Annotated in this window: 20 protein-coding genes and 1 tRNA gene; 8 read left to right on the top strand and 13 right to left on the bottom strand. The window is 58.9% G+C overall.

Features of this window, described 5'->3' with window-relative positions:
* The first annotated feature begins 169 nt into the window (after nucleotides 1–169).
* Both HV770_RS14565 and HV770_RS14560 read left to right on the top strand, forming a co-directional pair.
* Nucleotides 170–1,429 (top strand): HNH endonuclease signature motif containing protein, encoded by a 1,260-nt coding sequence (locus HV770_RS14565; protein ID WP_175160589.1) that lies wholly within the window; start codon nucleotides 170–172, stop codon nucleotides 1,427–1,429.
* Nucleotides 1,419–1,979, top strand: a complete 561-nt coding sequence (locus HV770_RS14560) for a hypothetical protein (protein WP_175160587.1) — start codon at nucleotides 1,419–1,421, stop codon at nucleotides 1,977–1,979. The genes HV770_RS14565 and HV770_RS14560 overlap by 11 nt, the downstream gene beginning before the upstream one ends.
* A 629-nt stretch (nucleotides 1,980–2,608) precedes the next feature.
* Here the strand turns inward: HV770_RS14560 and HV770_RS14555 are convergent.
* From HV770_RS14555 to HV770_RS14510, 10 genes are all read right to left on the bottom strand, one after another.
* Nucleotides 2,609–3,235: a hypothetical protein gene (locus tag HV770_RS14555; RefSeq protein ID WP_175160585.1), complete on the bottom strand. Its 627-nt coding sequence runs from the start codon at nucleotides 3,233–3,235 to the stop codon at nucleotides 2,609–2,611.
* A gap of 646 nt (nucleotides 3,236–3,881) precedes the next feature.
* Nucleotides 3,882–5,159 carry a hypothetical protein gene (locus tag HV770_RS14550; protein ID WP_175160583.1) on the bottom strand — a complete coding sequence of 426 codons (1,278 nt, stop codon included), beginning with the start codon at nucleotides 5,157–5,159 and terminating at the stop codon, nucleotides 3,882–3,884.
* Between the two features lie 46 nt (nucleotides 5,160–5,205).
* Nucleotides 5,206–6,684, bottom strand: a complete 1,479-nt coding sequence (locus HV770_RS14545; RefSeq protein WP_175160582.1) for a DUF3987 domain-containing protein — start codon at nucleotides 6,682–6,684, stop codon at nucleotides 5,206–5,208.
* Entirely contained in the window at nucleotides 6,684–6,941 is a 258-nt protein-coding gene (locus tag HV770_RS14540) for a hypothetical protein (protein ID WP_246290915.1), read from the bottom strand. The genes HV770_RS14545 and HV770_RS14540 overlap by 1 nt, the downstream gene beginning before the upstream one ends.
* Nucleotides 6,942–7,113: 172 nt before the next feature.
* Complete coding sequence (locus HV770_RS14535) at nucleotides 7,114–7,950, bottom strand: hypothetical protein (protein ID WP_175160581.1); 837 nt, start codon at nucleotides 7,948–7,950, stop codon at nucleotides 7,114–7,116.
* 324 nt (nucleotides 7,951–8,274) lie between these two features.
* Nucleotides 8,275–8,350 (bottom strand) — tRNA-Ala (locus HV770_RS14530).
* 74 nt (nucleotides 8,351–8,424) lie between these two features.
* Nucleotides 8,425–8,775, bottom strand: a complete 351-nt coding sequence (locus HV770_RS14525; RefSeq protein ID WP_175160580.1) for a c-type cytochrome — start codon at nucleotides 8,773–8,775, stop codon at nucleotides 8,425–8,427.
* The gene (locus HV770_RS14520) at nucleotides 8,772–9,563 is read right to left on the bottom strand and encodes a BON domain-containing protein (protein WP_175160578.1); all 792 of its coding nucleotides are present in this window, start codon (nucleotides 9,561–9,563) and stop codon (nucleotides 8,772–8,774) included. The genes HV770_RS14525 and HV770_RS14520 overlap by 4 nt, the downstream gene beginning before the upstream one ends.
* Nucleotides 9,564–9,589: 26 nt before the next feature.
* Complete coding sequence (locus tag HV770_RS14515) at nucleotides 9,590–10,177, bottom strand: phosphoheptose isomerase (RefSeq protein ID WP_121316327.1); 588 nt, start codon at nucleotides 10,175–10,177, stop codon at nucleotides 9,590–9,592.
* A gap of 218 nt (nucleotides 10,178–10,395) precedes the next feature.
* Nucleotides 10,396–10,953, bottom strand: a complete 558-nt coding sequence (locus tag HV770_RS14510) for a YraN family protein (RefSeq protein WP_425497423.1) — start codon at nucleotides 10,951–10,953, stop codon at nucleotides 10,396–10,398.
* 37 nt (nucleotides 10,954–10,990) lie between these two features.
* Between HV770_RS14510 and rsmI the strand changes: the two genes are divergently transcribed.
* Nucleotides 10,991–11,869 (top strand): 16S rRNA (cytidine(1402)-2'-O)-methyltransferase, encoded by an 879-nt coding sequence (gene rsmI, locus HV770_RS14505; RefSeq protein WP_175160576.1) that lies wholly within the window; start codon nucleotides 10,991–10,993, stop codon nucleotides 11,867–11,869.
* A 142-nt stretch (nucleotides 11,870–12,011) separates the two neighbouring features.
* On the opposite strand, the gene HV770_RS14500 is transcribed toward rsmI, so the two are convergent.
* Nucleotides 12,012–12,614: a septal ring lytic transglycosylase RlpA family protein gene (locus HV770_RS14500; RefSeq protein WP_425497418.1), complete on the bottom strand. Its 603-nt coding sequence runs from the start codon at nucleotides 12,612–12,614 to the stop codon at nucleotides 12,012–12,014.
* Nucleotides 12,615–13,111: 497 nt separating this feature from the next.
* Here HV770_RS14500 and HV770_RS14495 point away from each other — a divergent pair, with 497 nt between their 5' ends.
* From HV770_RS14495 to HV770_RS14480, 4 genes are all read left to right on the top strand, one after another.
* Nucleotides 13,112–13,249, top strand: coding sequence for a hypothetical protein (locus HV770_RS14495; RefSeq protein WP_175160572.1), 138 nt, complete (start codon nucleotides 13,112–13,114; stop codon nucleotides 13,247–13,249).
* Nucleotides 13,246–13,890 carry an MBL fold metallo-hydrolase gene (locus tag HV770_RS14490; RefSeq protein WP_175160570.1) on the top strand — a complete coding sequence of 215 codons (645 nt, stop codon included), beginning with the start codon at nucleotides 13,246–13,248 and terminating at the stop codon, nucleotides 13,888–13,890. The genes HV770_RS14495 and HV770_RS14490 overlap by 4 nt, the downstream gene beginning before the upstream one ends.
* The gene (locus tag HV770_RS14485) at nucleotides 13,887–14,516 is read left to right on the top strand and encodes a 3'-5' exonuclease family protein (protein ID WP_175160568.1); all 630 of its coding nucleotides are present in this window, start codon (nucleotides 13,887–13,889) and stop codon (nucleotides 14,514–14,516) included. Before HV770_RS14490 ends, HV770_RS14485 begins: the two co-directional genes overlap by 4 nt.
* Before the next feature lie 90 nt (nucleotides 14,517–14,606).
* Nucleotides 14,607–15,065: an Lrp/AsnC family transcriptional regulator gene (locus tag HV770_RS14480; RefSeq protein ID WP_012431468.1), complete on the top strand. Its 459-nt coding sequence runs from the start codon at nucleotides 14,607–14,609 to the stop codon at nucleotides 15,063–15,065.
* Between the two features lie 70 nt (nucleotides 15,066–15,135).
* Here HV770_RS14480 and HV770_RS14475 read toward each other — a convergent pair whose 3' ends face one another.
* Nucleotides 15,136–16,365, bottom strand: a complete 1,230-nt coding sequence (locus HV770_RS14475; protein WP_175160566.1) for a cation diffusion facilitator family transporter — start codon at nucleotides 16,363–16,365, stop codon at nucleotides 15,136–15,138.
* Between the two features lie 70 nt (nucleotides 16,366–16,435).
* Between HV770_RS14475 and HV770_RS14470 the strand changes: the two genes are divergently transcribed.
* Nucleotides 16,436–16,618: a hypothetical protein gene (locus HV770_RS14470; protein ID WP_175160564.1), complete on the top strand. Its 183-nt coding sequence runs from the start codon at nucleotides 16,436–16,438 to the stop codon at nucleotides 16,616–16,618.
* A gap of 55 nt (nucleotides 16,619–16,673) precedes the next feature.
* On the opposite strand, the gene HV770_RS14465 is transcribed toward HV770_RS14470, so the two are convergent.
* Nucleotides 16,674–16,976 carry an H-NS histone family protein gene (locus HV770_RS14465; RefSeq protein ID WP_175160562.1) on the bottom strand — a complete coding sequence of 101 codons (303 nt, stop codon included), beginning with the start codon at nucleotides 16,974–16,976 and terminating at the stop codon, nucleotides 16,674–16,676.
* Between the last annotated feature and the right edge of the window lie 293 nt (nucleotides 16,977–17,269).

Genomic DNA, 17,269 nt, shown 5'->3' with positions numbered 1-17,269 from the left:
TCATCTCCAAATCCGTTTGGGTGAATTAGGGCTCGCCCTCGCTCGGTCGACGTTGGGCGCGGAACGAGGACTGCGCATGTGCAGCGCCCTTCCTGCCCTGCATAGACGCTGACCGCGTGCAACGTTCCCGCATTTCTTCGACGCGTGAACCAAGTAAAGGAAGTGCGAATTGGCTGACGTTTTTGAACAGATCGACAAGGTTGACTCACGCGCGTTGCTGAGCTCGTTACGTGAAAACGTTGTCCGGCTCGGCCGCATGACCGCTGAGGTCGAACGCGCATTCGTGCAACGCGAGCTGTCGTTTTACAAAGAGATGGTGATCGCAGCCATCGAATATACAGGGGAACCTCTTAGCACCGTCGAGCAGAAAATAGTCGATGGCCTGGCCGCCGTCTGGATGTTCAATAACCGGCCAAATCGCTCCATCCCGAAACTCAAGTCGCGCAAGCACACGTTGTTGTCGTTCGCCGATTCAATTGTTCAGAGCGCGCATGAAAGCAGCGGATACAAGGAGCTAAAGGCTGCCGGATTCGAGCATCTTCTGTTTGAGCGAACGGTCCTCGATCACCCGGAGTTCTTTTCGCAAAAAGCACAGGATGCTTCGCGCGCGCGCCTCGGGGAAATGAATCGTCAAGCTCTCGGCACGTTGGACCACGTAGGTGAAGATCTGCCGCACGCCGCCGCCCAGCTCGAACGGCTCGGGTTCGAGCGATTCAGTCGCGATGGGTATGCTTATCGCGAACGCGAAATCGTTCATCTCTCTTGGGTTGAGGAAGCCGATTTTGACAACGGCGTCGCACGCATTTGGCCGGGCGAGCCCAACAGGGGAGCCCTCTACGCCTCCGGCACGGGCATCTCTACCTGGAGACAGCGGGTCGAGGAGATCGACGCCGGACAATATTTGACCGCATATGTTGTCTTCGGTCATCGCGCCGAAGCTGCTGAAAACCGTAAGTCGGGCGACACGGTCGCGCTTTACAAAATGACCGCACTGCATCGCATTGGCGAGGAGATTTTCGCCGACATCAGTCCGGCCGCGGAAACAGACAACGCCGGAAATGGTCAATCGGCTCAGGACTCGCCCACTAACCACGGAAGCAACACTGGCAAGCGCTTCACACGCGCCCCAATTCGCCCCGATCAATTCGCATTCCGTCGGGCGCTGTTCGAGCGATTCAACGATCGTTGCGCTCTTACGGGATGCACGGTGGGCCAATTGCTGGACGCAGCGCACCTGCCTGGCCGGAACTGGTCGGTCGGTCAAAACAGTGCAGACGATGGGATTCTTTTGCGCGCTGATTTGCACCGCGCGCTGGACAACGACCTCATCCGCCTTGACGAGCACTTGCGCCTCGTTTGGGTCGACGAGAGTGTGTTCGACCTTTACGGGCACCTTCTGTCGGGTACGGACCGTGTACATGGATATTAATGACGTAGCGCCGACGCGGCACGCGGAGGTGTGGGTGAGGGCGGCGTTTGCCAAGCAATCCAAAGTCGGCGGAGGCTCCTTTGCGCTGGTTCTGGACGCCGACGACGCAGGCTTTGTTGTCAAGCTAACGCGATCCGAAGCCGACTATGCAGCGCTTCTCCACTTTTCCGGCACCAACTCGCACTTTCCTAAAGTCGTCAAGCATGCGGTTAATCAGGGGCAGGGGGATGCTGGCCCCTTCCACGCGGTCCTGATGGAGAAACTCCCGGAGGTCTTCTCGCTGAAGGCTCTCGCCATTGCGAACCACATCAACGTGCAGGAGATCGGCAAGCATCATCCGTATGGCTTGATAATGGCGGCCGCGAACCTACGTGATCGCAAAGTGGGGGATGAGTATCCTGACTCACTGGCCGATGCACTCCATGCGCTTGGCGAGTATGCTGCAAGCAAGATGCTGCGAGTGGAGCTAAACCAGCGAGCGAATTGGGGCGAGCGCGAAGATGGCACGCTTGTGATATTCGACTTGGCGCACTCGCGACGAGAAATGTAAAGTGACCGGCTGCTCCGGAGGAATGGCAGTTCATCAAGGCAGCCCCAAGGTCCGGTTGTGACCGGTCTCCGCCCTGGCAGTTGCGGAATCGGCGCGCCGACGATAGCCGCTCAGAAAGCAAGACGGCGAACGTCGCGTGATCCGTCGCCGTCTACAAGCGCGCGGCCGATTCGGAAATCGAGGTGCGCGACCTGCCTTCTCTGGACCGCTCAAAGTGGCGACTGCGTTTTGGTAAGGGGGGTTTGGAGTCGAACAGCTGATTAGGCCATCCGCCGCTTTAGCTGGCTAAGAGCTTGCACCCATAGGTTGCGTCGCCCCCCCTGAAACCTATGACCAGCGGGGGTTCCAGCCGTGCAGAAGGTTTTCATGCGAGGACAGTTCGCCTCCGCCCCTTAAACTCCGAAACCTAGTCCGTCAAGTGAAGTGGAAGCTTTCAGTCAAGTCTCGACGTGCCAAACGTGCGTCCGTGCCACTGCAATTCGCGCTCGCGTTCGAACTCGGCAAACGCCCGATCTTGCGGGCTATAGAGCACGTTGTGCCACCACAAGCAAGAGAACGAATAGAGCTGTCGCCTGCCAACCTCTGACCCTGCATATGGTTGGTTATCCTTCCCCCGAGGCCGAGTAGCGCTACTCGGCGGTAGATTTCCGAGTGCCGAACAGCTTGTCGTCCTCATCGCAATCGATAGGAACCTGCGTGACCTTGGCCATATACAGACCGATGAGCTTGCGTAACGCCTCACGTTTCTCATCGTCATCGCGGTGGACATAACCCACTGCTACGCCCCATTTGTTCCTGTACGAATGGGCATAACGGTTGCCGCTGTGAAAATCTCCCCAATGTGTAATGCGCTGCCACTCCAAGCCTAGCTCTTCGCATGCAGTCACGTGATCTCTCCGGCTTGCACGAACGAATACAACGAGATGGAGGTGATGGTTCTCATCACCCCTGCCACCACTTTCCTGTCGCCAACAAAGTCCGTGTATGTCACGCAGAATTCCACGGGTGGCATCCTTTATCCGCTGGAATAACTTACGGCGAAATCGCTGCATCGTTCTGAAGCCAACATCATCGCGGAATAGCTCCTTGACGTTCAGAGTGATGAAAAGTATCTGATAGCTCTTTCGTTCATCAAACATTTCATCTTCAAAGTCCAGACCCGTTATCCGGTTTCTGATATAGCGTTGCTTCTTGCGTTTCTGGGTACATGGATCATCATTCTTATCAAACCAGTATTTCTTGCTGCTATCGAACATGATTGACCTCGTTGGTTGTTGTGCCAACAGATCAAGTCATGCGATAGAAAATTATTGATTGGATATCGTTTTGAATAGATGGCTCAAGACTGGAAACTCATCACCAATAGACGTAGCCTATAATGCCTACGTCTTGTTAATTTAAATGCTTCTCTTAGATGGATATTGAATATTTTTACTTTATAAAACATCTCATGTCAAACTTATTACATAGGGACTGCAGTTTTTGATGAACCACTAAACCAATGAAAGAACCACACTAGCCCTATATGGCATCGATAGACTATTGCGTTTATATGGATTTTTTCTTCCCCCAAATATGCAACGAATCGCGAATGAAAATATCAAAAATTTATTCGCACCGTTTTCCACTCACGTCTTCTCTACGCCACGTTTGACCGCAAAAAAAAGCCCGTGTCCAAAGTACCCGCAGAGACGGGGCTACTTCGGACAGGAGCTTCTATTTCGCCATCAGGTGAGCCGATCCTCAAATAGCTCGCGACACAATACTTGTCTTCGGCGTTGGTGCCGGCGCAACCTCGGCATTCACGAAACCAGCCAGACAAGCCAGTCAATTCAGATCGGCTTGAGCTGCCATCGATTCGTCGCGCCGAACACTGAGAGCCATAAACTCACCCTGCCGCCGCTAAACGGGGATGTCCAAAGTAGCTCCCCCCTCATCAGGTACTTTGGACACGGCGCCCTTCGGGGGGGGCGCGCGCCACAGCGGAGGAATGTCGCCCGTCCGGAACGTTCTGAAACCCGACGACGCCTTCACACGAAGGAATTGCTCCTTCTGCGCCCAAAGCAGCAGCCGACGTAATAGGGCGCTGCGCGCCTGTTCGTCATTGGCATGAATCAAGCGAGCCTCCGGATATCGATCATTCTGCCGATTACAGTTGACGTAGGCCATGCGGCCTTGAGTCACCTCGGCATAGTAGTCTCCGAGCAGGTCAGCATGCGATGCCGGATCGACCACTTCGCTGCCATCGAAAAACATCATCAGATGGACCGAATGCCCGACGACTCTTGACCACTCGATACTGCAAGCGTGGCCGATCTTGAACTTCGAGAGTGAAGTCTTATTACCCAAATTTTCGAAGATTATCCGCAGATCACGTGCCAGCACGTCGATCGGTAAAACGGGCATCGCATTCACCTGCGTTTCCGTATCAACCGCGTCAATTTTGATACCCGCCAGTTTGGCTTGACGGTCCTGATCCTGTTGGTATTCGAGCGCGATTTTTCGATCGGCTGCGTCGTTAGCGTCAGTAATAGCGCTTTTCGGATACCACATCTCCCACTCGGCAACCGAGACCACAGGGCAACGATTGAACAGATAGGCTGCGTAATCATTCGCGCGCACCACATTGCCGTTTGCCGGAAACGACCATTGCTCCATTTGACGCCAGATTTTTTTCGCTAGGGCCGTCATTCGCATATTGTCTATCAGACCAATAAATGCCGAGGTCGCGGCACGATGGTAATCTTTTTCGAGTGCCGCAGCCTGTCTGTCGAAAATACACCAAGGGCCACGCCAATACTTGTCATGTGACACGACGTCGAAAAAAATAGACCGAAGTGGACTATCCGCAAAATCGGCGCTGTAGGCTCGAAAGTAATCGGCCACCAAAGGGAAATGCCGCCATATACGGTCGCCTTGAGGTACACCACGGCTAATGACAATACGAAGCTCGTCTGGATCGAATGGAATTGCCTCCGACAAGAAAGTATTCAATCCGGCATGTCGGCGAACATCGTTTCCGACGAGAAAAGCATCGCCACTGGTTCCAGGAGCAAAATGCAACATGGTATTTAGATAAGCCACAACATCGTGTTCGCTGCGACGCTCGGCCCGCGCCAGGGCTTCGGCAAGCGCGACCTGCTTCGAGGTCTGGCGACGGCCTTGATTGGGAAGGGACATAGGAAATCCTTGAAGAAAACATAGGGGGATACTTTCCCCCCACGATTTACATAGCGTCGAAACGGCCATCCATATTGCGCGGAATCGGCGAGACAATCCGTCGAGTCGTATCCGGCGCGCGCTGCGCCTGATTCGACAGAACGAGATTCACGCGGCCGGTACGGGACACCTCGACTTTCTTCTCGGAACCTAGCAAACCCAGCGCATTGCCGAAACGCGCCGCCGAACTAATGCCAGCGTTCAAGGCCAGATTCATCAATTCCGAACGGGTTGGCGGGCGACCGTAGCGAATGGCATCGTGCAGAACGCCAAGCAGGAGATCCGCATCGTTCGCTTCCTGCCGTTCGCGCGGTGGCTTGGCCTGAAGCAGGCGGTGCACATTGAGGTGATACATGACCACCTGGATTGCAGCTTCGATGTATTCGGCCGGAATGTCGCCTTCAACATCTTCGAAGACAGCCCACTGCCCTGCCATGCGCAGGACATGATCCGGCATTTTTCCGATAAAACTCGAGCAAGCTGCGTACTGCCCACAACGATCCAGTTCACGTAGCTGGCGACGGTACTCTGCCATCCTGCTTTTGGCAGCTTGATTCAACACCTTCACACCCATGTTCGACAGGCCGGCGCGAACACTGGCATCCATCATGCCGAGTAGTGCATAACTGCGGTCGTGGTAGCACTTGAGCAGTGCAAGATCCTCATCGGTCAGCGGACGATTGGTTTCCGTGCCAACCCAGGATTCGGGGATGATCGAAAATAAGAACCGCCAGCCCAAGCCAGAGCCGAAGAATTGCGCACCGTGGCGGGCAAGGAATTCGTTGAATTTCGTGTCCTGCACGGGCAGCATGATGGTCAAATATGGATCGGCTTGTATCAGGCCGTCCTTGACACGGTTGAGGGCTAACGGCTCGTTTTCCAGCGCGCTATTGACTGTTGGGAAGTCGTCAGAGCGCCACTTGTCGAAGACCTGACCACCCTCTGGCGTGATGAGACCGCCTACGGGGCAAAGGCTGAGCTGCTTTATTAAGGCGGTGCGCGTCGTGTCTGTCATCGTCAGAGCCATCTCGACCGGAAGCGCAGGCTCGTCGCGCGCGAGATCATGCAAGGTTTGCACATGACCAATAGCATCGCCGCCATTCGCAAACTCTAGACCGACCTTGCTCTTGGTGGCGCTATATTTGCTGATCCATATGTCACGCTCAGTCCTCCTTGTCAGGCGCTCCTCCCGCATGGTTTTGCGTATCGCGTCTCTGAATGTTTGTGCCGAGCGCAGAGCTATACGGGAGTGATAGGACTTTCCGGAGCTAGCGGCCGCAATAACGCCATGGGCACTGCATAGGGACAATTGATGACCGTCGTAGTCGTGCTCGACTTTGGCGATGCCTGACGCGCCGAGGGCGATCATGCCTTGCATTTGCGGGCCAAGGCCGGCAGCATCCTTGTGCGTGTCACCGAAGCGGGCAAGCATGCGGCCTAGTAGACCAGGCGCGGCATTCGGATAAATGAGGGCGTTGTGATCCATCAAATCACCCCCTTAGCGGCGAACACATGCGGCCACTTTAGGCGGCGATTCGCAAGCTTCAGTGGCTGGATGCCGAAATAGCTACCGGTCTGTGCATACCGTTTGCGGACCGATTGCGCTTTCACTCCGTTCAGTTCCGCAAACTGCTCCGTATCGTCGGTGAAGCTGTTCACCGGATCTGCAGTAAAGCAATCGGTCGGAAGAATCAGCGGAATGCCTTGCGGCGTCAGGGAAGCGAGATTGTTTTGCGGGACCATGTTGGACTCCAAAGAGGCCAGGCATGGAGTCGTGTTCAGGCGCTGCCCGCGTGCCGATATCCGCAGTCAACGCCGAAACGCTCCGCCATGCGTGGCGTCGTAAATCGGCATTGACATCATGGAGTGGGGGCCTAGTGGGGTTTCAAGGGGCGAAACGTCGGGTATTTTTCCCCTACCGCCTCCCCGCAGCAAAGAGGGCCTGATTGGCCATAGAGACGAGGTTGCGCTTGCGGGCCTCTTTCCATGCATCGTCAAATGGATCATCACCGTTACCGAACAGGTCGAGACGATTTTGTTTGCACCATACCCGGAGCTCTTGCTTCCCCCTATTCGGGATTTTCAGGGGATCGAATTTCAACTCCCTAGCACCAGCCAAAATGGTCCTGATCTGTTGTTCACGTCGCTTCAAGCCAATCGTTTCAACCCGCAAGGATGCGCGGGATACAGCCTCGGTCACGGAGCCGACGTCTGCCTGCAGACTCGGGGGAACGACTCCAACAGGAGACGGCCCCGCCGCACGCGCATGGGAGATAAGCGCGCTCTGCATCTCCTTCGCTGCCATGACCATCCGCCACATGGCCAGCTCATCCTCCACTGTTTGTGGATACTGGTTGTACGCATCGCCGGGAAGATAGAGGTGCCTCAAGAATTCCGCTAGCTTCGGCGTCCATGTCGCAAGGAAGTCGCCATCCTTGCACCATTCTAGGAATTCATCGGAGGTGATGCGTTCAGCCTGCGAGGCGGCGCCGTTATCGACGTCCCTGCGATACCTGTCCAGCAACGAGCGAGCACCAAGCAATTGGCTCTGGGTTGCGGGCCGCACAGGGTCTTCAAGCTGTGCCGCATCGCCAGGAATCTCCTTGCAGCCTTTGGGAGGCGGCATGACGCCATTGACCAACAAAGCGCCTTCAGCGGGCGTCCACATCGGGCTCTTGTTGACGTAGTGCTCCACCCGCTCCAAGAACGCCATTCGTTTTTCTGGAGACTGGCTGTGTTTTCCCGTGGTCATACTGCAAGATATTGTAAGGTTGCGGACCCGCAAGCCTACCGCAAGACGGTGATCAAGGTCAGCAGTTTCCGTGGAATCGACGTGCAACGAGATCAACCGGCTGTGCCGCTAGCGCCCGTTAGTGACAAGACACTTCCTTGAAGTGAGCGAGGATGATGAACTCATCGAACTCGTTGCCGCGTGTTTCTGCCGCACCAGAAAGGTCACGTTGGATGATGGGTCGAGGTAGATCTAAGCAGACCGAATCCAGTTACACAGCGGTTACACGCCCCGCAGAAACACAAAAGGGTTACAGGCAAATCTGCCGTAACCCTTTGATTTTGCTGGTGGAGGAGAGGAGGATCGAACTCCCGACCTTCGCATTGCGAACGCGACGCTCTCCCAGCTGAGCTACCCCCCCGACGTGCGAACAATTCTAGCACAGCCATTTTCTCTTTTGCCAAGCCCCAAACGGCTGGCCTGTAACCCCTCCAATCACTTCTCCGGCGCCCCCGCCAGCACCCAATCCACGACCGTCCTTATATCCGCGTCGCTCATCGATTGATGTGCCGGCATCGGAATCATGCCCCACACGCCGGAGCCTCCCTCTTTAACCTTGCGAGCCAATTTCACCGGCGCCTGCGCATCGCCCTTGTACTTCGCGGCGATCTGCTGAAACGACGGACCGACCAATTTGCGGTCCACCGCGTGACAACCCATGCAGGCATTCGCATTGGCGACCGTCCGGCCACGCTGCGCATCGGGAGCAGCGCATGCCGCCGTCGCAACGAGCCCCGTCGCCGCGCCGACCATCAGCGCGGCGACGACAACAACACCACGCCTCATGGCACAGCCTTCGGGTTACCCGGACGCACCGAATTCGAATTGCTGACCGGCGCAGGCGCCTGCTGTTCCAGCGGCCGCGCGCTCACCGACGAATCAGGAATCGCGCCGACCGTCGGCTCCCCCGCATCCGGCTGCGATGCCGCAACCGGTGCCGTGGCTGCCGCAGTGGCGGCCGCCGCGGCTTCCTGCGGCTGAATGTACTGGAACACCTTCACGACCTGGACGACACCCGGCACGCGGCTCGCGACGTCGGCGCCGCGATTGCCTTCATCCATCGTGACGAGCCCCATCAGATACACCGAGCCGCGTTCGGCCACCACCTTGAAGTTGTTCGCCGAGATATTCTTCTCCGCGATCAGCGCGGTCTTCACGCGCGTTTCAAGATACGTGTCGTTGGTGCGCGAAGAGAACGAGCTGGCCGGCATGATCGCCAGTTCGTTGACGATCGTACTGACGTTGTTCAAGCCGCGCACGATGCTTTCGGCGCGGTGCTTCGACGCGTCGCCCGCCACCTCGCCTGTCAGCAACACACGGCGGTTGAACACCGCCACGTTGACGTGCGCGCTATCTGGCAAATTCTGGCTGATCTGCGACAGCGCCTTCACCTGCAACTCGCGATCTTCGGTCTGCGCACCGAGCGTGCGCCGGTCGGTCGCGACCAGAGCGCCGCCGCCCGCCGCGCCGGCGACAGCGAGAAAGCAGCCCTGCAAGGTTGCCGACAGCCCCGCCGCGAACCCAACCACCAGCACGGTTCTCACCAGTGTCTTCTTGATGCGGAATACGCTCATCAACTAGCTCTCCTTCGAAATCAGTCTCAGTCTTCGCCCAGCAACATGGCATCGATGCCGTCGCATAGACAATGGATGGTCAGCAAGTGCACTTCCTGAACGCGCGCGGTCCGGTCGGACGGCACGCACACATGAATGTCGGTATCGCTCAAAACTTCCTGCATGCGCCCGCCGCCCTTGCCGGTCAGCGCGACCACGATCATTTCGCGCTCGTGCGCGGCTTCGATCGCGGCAAGCACGTTCGCGGAATTGCCGGAGGTGGTGATCGCGAGCAGCACGTCGCCCGGTTGGCCGAGCGCCCAGACCTGCTTCGAGTAAATCTGTTCGAACGAATAGTCGTTGGCGATGGCGGTCAGCACGGACGTGTCCGTGCTCAGCGCGATCGCCGGCAAGCCTGGCCGCTCGCGCTCGAACCGACCGATCAGTTCCGCTGCGAAATGCTGGGCGTCGGCCGCCGAGCCACCGTTGCCGCATGCGAGAATGCGATTGCCATTGGCTAGCGCGCCGAACATCGTATCGATCGCAGCGGCGATCGGCATCGACAGGGTTTCGAGGGCTTCGAGTTTGACTGCCGCGCTGTCGCGGAAGTGTTGTTGAATGCGTTCGACTGACATCGAGTCTCTATCTTCTACCGCGAATGGACCGCACTGCGCGGCCGTGTTGTGAAGTCGTATTGCGAAGTCGCGCCACGCCGATGAACCTCGCCGGCAACACAGGACGTGGGCGCAAAAAGCATCGCGCAATGCGCGGTTCGCCGTGTTGTCGGCGTTGCCTCACGGCCCGCACGCGAGCGCAAGTTTATCGCACTCACACGCGTTCTCCGCGCAAGGCGTCAGACTTCGTCGGCCCGAAACGCATCGCGCAGCCAGACGAGCCGGCCGCTGTCGAAAGCAATCACGTCGAAACGGCAGACGGGCTGATCCTGCGAACCGTGACTGCGCGTCGCCAGGTAGTGCTGCGCCGCGCCCACGATGCGCTGCTTTTTGTGCCAACCGATGCTAGCCACCGCGCCGCCGTAGCGACGCTGCGCACGCGCGCGGACTTCGACGAACACCAGCACGCCGTCGCGATCGCGCATCACGAGATCGATCTCCCCGCTCCTGCACGACACGTTGTGTGCGACGAACCGTAAGCGCTGGCGTTGCAGGAATTCTCGCGCACGCGCCTCGAAAGCCGCGCCGACGAGCTTGGACCCACTGGGTTTGGAAAAGTTGTAGGGTGTGGGTGCTGCGAGGGATGTCGTTGCCGGCGTGACAGTAGTCACCACGGTCGCCGACGCTTCATTCCTTTGCGCCTTGGCTCCTGTCCCCGCACTCGCCGGCCCGCTCGCAGTCCGACCGCCGCGCCAATCGCCTTCCCCACCTGAGCCGCGCAACCCCGCGTGGCACAATGGCGGCCTCATTCCGTCTGTTTGCGTCTTCTGCCTCATGACTCCTCTCTCCGAACTTGCACAAGGGCAGCAGTACCCCGCCGCCGCGCTGTATGTGGTGGCCACGCCGATCGGCAACGTCGCCGACGTGACCCTGCGCGCGTTGCATGTGCTCGGACTGGTGGACCGCATCGCTGCCGAAGACACCCGCAACACCGGCCAACTGCTCGCGCGCTACGGAATCTCGAAGCCGCTCGTCGCCGTGCATCAACACAACGAGCGGGCCGCGGCACTGCGTCTGATCGAGCATCTGCAAGCGGGCGAGCGCGTGGCCTACGTGTCCGACGCAGGCACGCCGGGCATTTCGGACCCCGGCGCGAAACTCGTCGATGCGGTCCGTGACGCCGGCTTTCCGGTCATCCCCCTGCCAGGCGCAAGCGCGCTCGCAACGGCGCTAAGCGCAGCCGGCGACTGGGTCGCGACGTTCTCGTTCCTCGGCTTCCTGCCGCCGAAAGCGAAGGCCCGCGCCGCGACGTTGCAGACGCTCGCGCAGCATCCACACGCGATGGTGTTCTACGAAGCGCCGCACCGGATTATCGAAACGGTGCAGGCACTGGCGGACGCTTTCGGCGGCGAGCGCAAGCTGCTGATCGCGCGGGAACTGACGAAGTTACATGAAGCGCTGCAGCGCGGCACCCTGGCCGAAGGGCCAACGTGGCTCGCCGCCGACCCGAACCGGCAACGCGGCGAATTCGTGCTGGTGGTGGAAGGCGCATCGCCGGAAGCCGCCGGCGAACACGATCACGACGCGCTCCTGCGCATCCTGCTGGAAGAGTTGACGGTGAGCAGTGCGGCGAAGGTGGCGGCTGCGATCACCGGCGCGTCGCGCAACGCGCTGTACACGCGCGCATTGGCGCTGAAGGCCGACGACGAGTAAAACGAACGGACAAAAAGGAACGGAAAAAACAAAGGGCCGCGCAGTTCTGAACTGCGCGGCCCTTTGTTTTTCTGCCGAGACGGGGACTGCGTGCAAGGCCGCCGTGTTGCGGGACGCTGCAGGCGCGTCAGACGCGCCTACATCATTTGTCGGCGTTCGAATCCGAGCTCGACGCCAGCGTTTCGTTGAGTTCGGCGCGAGCTTCCTGCTGCGTCAAACCTTCGATCCGCACGCTCGCGGTCCCGGCGTGACGCATGTCGAGCGCAGCGGCAGCGGCAGCCGACAGATCGATCACGCGACCACGCGCGTACGGACCACGATCGTTGATACGCACGATGACCGAGCGCGAGGTGGCCGGATTAGTTACGCGCACATACGAGCCGAGCGGCAGCGTACGATGGGCGGCCGTCAGTGCGTGCATATCGTAACGTTCGCCGTTAGCGGTGCGGCGACCGTGAAAGAAACGACCATACCACGACGCGCGACCCGTCTGATGGAAGTCAGACACATCCGCGCCGTCGTCCGTCAGCGGCTTTGCGTCGGCCAACGGCGTGCCTTGGGCAGCCGGGCCGGAGGCGGGCGCGCTACCGTAGGATTGCGGTCCAAAGGTGCTCGCTTGCGCAGGTTTCGTGCTGCGCGGCACATCGTGTGCGGACGTGTCGCTGGCGCCTGGCGGCGTGGCACAGCCGGCCAGCACAAAAAAGGCAAAAAGAGTCCCCAGACTGCGGGTGAACCGAGTTTTCATAAGACGTATCAAATTGTCGAGCCGCATCACGCGAAATGTTGTGCGTGTTGTCTGCGACTCCGGCGGCAATGGGCGACAACGCGCCGCGCAGACGAGCGCAGTACGTCAAGCCCGGATGCGGCTCATTCAGCCGCTACCGCACGGTTAATTTTCACGTCTGGCGCAACCTGTCCCCGGCAGCCTGACCAGACCCCACATGCCGCCATCGAACGTGGCAAACACGTTCTTGCGCGCGCAACTCAGCGCACAGGAACGGCGGCGTAGGCCCCACCCAGCGTCACGGCAGTTAAGTCCGTAGCAGGCGCGTGGCGCCTGGCTGGGCAAGACGTGTGCATCGAACGCATCGATACTTGATGGCCGTCGACAAACGCGACAGCCCATACTTGAATGGCGATCCGCGTACCCGTTTTTGATGGGGACGCATCGCCGTGTGACAACACAGTGACCTGTGCATGGGGTCCATTATACCTAAAACAAAATTTTGAGACGCCAAGCACATGAAAAGCTTGATGAATTTTCACATTCGCCGCAAAAATGAGCAGACAAAAGCCGGTCCAGCGGGCTTCAACGGCTCGGCGGGCACGAGCGAGACGCCGGTACAATCAACGTTTTTCCAGCGGCGCCGTCCTTCATGAAAGTCACCTTGATCCCCGTCACGCCGTTCCAGCAGAACAGCTCGCTGCTCGTTTGCGAGGCGACCGGACGCGCGGCCGTCGTCGATCCGGGCGGCGACCTCGATGTCATCCAGGGCGAGGTTGCGCGGCAGAACGTGATGGTCCAGAAAGTTTTCCTGACCCACGGCCACATCGATCATTGCGCCGGCGCGAAGACGCTCGCCGCGCACTACGGCGTGCCGATCGAAGGCCCGCATCCCGACGAGCGCTTCTGGCTCGACAAGCTGCCGGATCAGAGCGCGCGGTTCGGCTTTCCCGCCGCCGACGCATTCGAACCGGATCGCTGGCTGGACAACGGCGACACCGTGCAGTTCGGCGACGAGACACTCGAGGTCTATCACTGCCCGGGGCACACGCCCGGCCACGTGGTGTTCTTCAGCCGCGCCCACCGGCTCGCCCTGGTAGGCGACGTGCTGTTCGCCGGCTCGATCGGCCGCACGGATTTTCCGCGCGGCAATCATGCGGACCTGGTGCGCTCGATCCGCGAAAAACTCTGGCCGCTCGGCGACGACGTCACCTTCGTGCCGGGCCACGGTCCCACTTCTACATTCGGCGCCGAACGGCGCACCAATCCGTACGTCGCCGACGGGGTGCAAGCATGAGCAGCGAAATCTACGTCAGCACCGATGTCGAAGCAGACGGCCCGATCCCCGGCCCGCATTCGATGCTCAGCTTCGCGTCCGCCGCGTACACCGAAGACAAGCAACTGATCGCCACCTTCTCGGCGAATCTAGAATTGCTTGAAGGCGCCGCGCCGCATCCTGTGCAGGAAGCGTGGTGGAAGACCCAGCCCGACGCTTGGGCGGCCTGCCGCAAGGATTTGCAGCCGGCCCAAGCCGCGCTGACGGCTTACGTCGACTGGGTGGAGGCGTTGCCGGGAAAGCCGGTGTTCGTGGCGATGCCGGCCGGCTTCGATTTTACGTACATGTTCTGGTACATGATGCGGTTCGTCGGCCGCTGCCCGTTTTCGTGGTCGGCGCTCGACATCAAGACGCTCGCGTTCGCGATGACCGGCCTACCTTACCGCAAGAACATCAAGCCGCGTTTCCCGAAACACTGGTTCGACGATCATCCGCACACGCACGTCGCGCTGGACGACGCGATCGAACAGGGCGCGCTTTTTTGCAACATGCTCAAAGACCTGCGTGCAAGTCAGGCCGCCTTGCTCGGGGCGGCTAAAGATGGGGACGGCTCAGGACAAAACGCCGCTGAGGAACCGGCAAATTAGTCGATCTCCCTCGTCGAGGCCGTTTTACATTGCGTTTCGTTTTCGCGCCCTCTACCATGCGTTGATACGGCGACGCAAACGGAGGCGCAGTTGACACTCGATACGTTCTCACAAAAAATCCTGCGCTTGCTGCAGTTGGACGCCCGCCGTTCCGTGCAAGAGATTTCCGACCAGGTCGGCCTGTCGAGCACGCCTTGCTGGCGGCGCATCAAGGACATGGAACAATCGGGTGTCATCCAGCGCTACACGGCGTTGCTCGACCGGGAAAAGCTCGGACTGCATGTGTGCGCGCTCGCGCATATCCACCTGACGCGACATACCGAAGGCGGCGTCGAACAGTTCGAGCGCGAAATCGCCACCTGTCCCGAAGTCACCGAGTGCTACAGCACGACCGGCGAATCCGATTACATCCTCAAGATCGTCGCGCCCGACATCAAAGCGTACGACAGCTTTCTGCACGAACGTATCTTCAAGATTCCGGCCGTTGCACAAGTGCGCACGAGCGTCGTGCTGCGCGAAATCAAGTTCGATACGCAATTGCCGCTGTGATCGCCTGATTGGGGCGCGCTGCCGTTTGCGTATGCGGCGGCTGTTTTATCGACGCCCCTCGGTCCGGTCATCAAACGGTGCCGTGCGATTCCGCGGCTTTGGCATGATTGGCTGCCGCGCCGCCGTTTTTTGCCGGGCGTACTTCCAACTCCTGCAACACCTCCAGCGTGCGGGCGCCCAAACGACGCTTGAGTTCTGCCAGATCGATCTGGCCGAGCGTCGGCGCGCCGCTTTTACCGTCCGAAGTGCGCGACGGCCCCGCAGGCAGCACCACCTCCACGTCGAGTCCCGTGCTCAGGTAGTGAATATTGACTGCCGCGGCCTGCATACCGCACGCCCCCAACGCCGCGTTGACCTCCGTGACCACCCGCTCCCGCGTCGGCAGATCGACGGGCGGATGCGTCACCGCATCGTTCTCCGGGTCGACGTGGATCAGCGCGTCGAGTACCCGGTTGTCGCTCAGCACGCGCAGGCGCGCCGATTCGGCAATGTAATGTCCTTCGGAGACGGAGATCAGCGGATCGACCAGGATGTGCGCATCGACGAGCGCGAAGTCGCCCATCTTGCGTGTGCGCATTTCGTGCACTTCGCGCACGCCGGGCGTCGCGAGCAGGAGCGCGCGGACGTCGGCGGAAGCGGCTTCGTCGAGCGCCCGGTCGGACAGATCCTGAAGCGCGTCCCAGCCGAACTGCCAGCCCATGCGCGCCACCATGAAGCCGACGATCGCCGCCGCAATCGGATCGAGCAAACGCACACCGGCAAGGCTCCCGACAATGCCGATCGCCACCACCAGCGACGACGCCGCGTCGGAGCGCGCATGCCATGCATTTGCGATCAACATGGCCGAGCGCACGCGCTGCGCTTCACGCAGCATGTAGCGAAACAGGCTCTCTTTGGAAATCAGCACCAGCACAGCCACCGCAAGCGCGCTCGCGTGCACGGCGGGAATGCTTTGCAAATCGGCCAGGCGGGTGCCGGCGCGCCATAACATGCCGACGCCTACCGCTATCAATGACGCGCCCAAAAATAATGAAGCAACCGTTTCATAACGGCTATGTCCGTAATTGTGGTCTGCGTCGGGCTTCGCGCCGCTATGCCGATTGGCAAACAGCACGACAAAATCGGAAATGAGATCGGCAAGCGAATGGACACCATCGGCAACAAGGGCCTGAGAATGCGCAAACATCCCGACGACGATTTGCAGTGTCATCAACACGGCATTGAGCGCAATACTCACAAACGTGCTTTTGCGCGCAACGCTATGTTTCTCGGTCGATTGGGTGGTGGCGGCAGAAGGCATCGTGGAAAGGGGTGAAAAATGAGGTGAAAAATGTGCGTCCCCATATTCTACCCGCGGCAGTTCGAAGTGCATGATGAAAATCGAAAAATTTCCTTTTAAATCATATGCTTATCTAAACGAAAAGCATTCGCGTTCAACGTCCGGAGTGGATGCGGCAAAAACCGCACAAATATGCCCGCGCCAAACAAAAAACCGCGCCCTGAACGGTACGCGGCTTTCTTTGGCCAGATCAGCGCGCACTAAGCGCAACTGACTGAATCTATTCGTATTACCAGCAGGCCGAGGCGGTACTTTGCCCGCCACGGGCATTACTTCTGGATCAAGAATTTCTCACGGTCCAGACCTGCGATCCAGCGCGGCGGCTTGCCACGGCCCGACCACGTGCTGCCGGTGTCCGGGTCGCGATACTTCGGCGCGACGCCCGCGCGCGGACGCGCGGCTTTAGTGCCCTTCGCTGCGCGCCCACCGCCGAGTTCAGTGAGCGAGATGCCGTAGTCGGCCATTTTCTGCTTGATCTCATTCAATACTTCTGCGTATTCACGCGACTTCGCTTCTTCGATCTGCTTTTCAAGCTTCTCGCGCTGTGCGAGTAGTTCTTTGTAGGAAGACATAGGTTCCCTTGTAGTTTGGATAAATGACTGCCAGTCTTAAGCCGGCTTGCCCTTTGAAGGTGTTCATGCCTCGGAATTTGTTGGCGAGATTAACACAAAATACAAAACTCACAAAAGCAAGCATGAAAAATTAATCCAAATTCGTTTCAAAAAATTTCGTGCAACCTTGCGTCCTTACGCTTTCTTTTCGAACGACTGATTTCGGACGTCACTGAAGCGCGAATGGTCCATCGTATCTATGTGATTATTTATCAAAATATGAAATTTCAGACAGTGGCGGGCACCAAACATTT

It is taken from the genome of Paraburkholderia fynbosensis, from assembly GCF_902859935.1.
Taxonomy (GTDB): Bacteria; Pseudomonadota; Gammaproteobacteria; order Burkholderiales; family Burkholderiaceae; genus Paraburkholderia; species Paraburkholderia fynbosensis.
This window is presented reverse-complemented; position numbering and strand designations above follow the sequence as displayed.